This is a genomic window from Pseudomonas persica, from assembly GCF_900291015.1.
Taxonomy (GTDB): domain Bacteria; phylum Pseudomonadota; class Gammaproteobacteria; order Pseudomonadales; family Pseudomonadaceae; genus Aquipseudomonas.
Genome location: NZ_OLKL01000141.1, coordinates 1 through 273, shown reverse-complemented (window position 1 = coordinate 273; position 273 = coordinate 1). Strand labels below are relative to the sequence as shown.

The 273-nt window shown below is 61.5% G+C and carries 1 protein-coding gene; it reads left to right on the top strand.

The genetic code is table 11. From position 1 onward, the window contains the following. On the top strand, nt 1-273 hold a 273-nt coding region (locus tag FQ664_RS26050), incomplete at both ends, for a phage tail length tape measure family protein (RefSeq protein ID WP_144175877.1).

The following is a 273-nucleotide window of genomic DNA, read 5'->3' as shown; positions in this document are numbered from 1 at the left end:
TGTCTTGGGTTTGGTGAACCCGTTCACCGTGGCAGCAACCGCGGCTGGTGTACTGGGATACGCTTATTACTCGGGAAGTGAGGAGGCTGTCAGGTTCCAGAAAGCGCTGATCACGACCGGTAATGCCGCTGGCACAACCTCCGACCGGCTTTCCGGCATGGCGCGCGAGGTTGCGGCGACCGTCGGTACCACTGGCGCTGCGTCCGAAGTGCTTACCAGGCTGGCGGACAGCGGCAAAGTCGCTTCTGAGAGTTTCGTCGGGATCACAGAGGC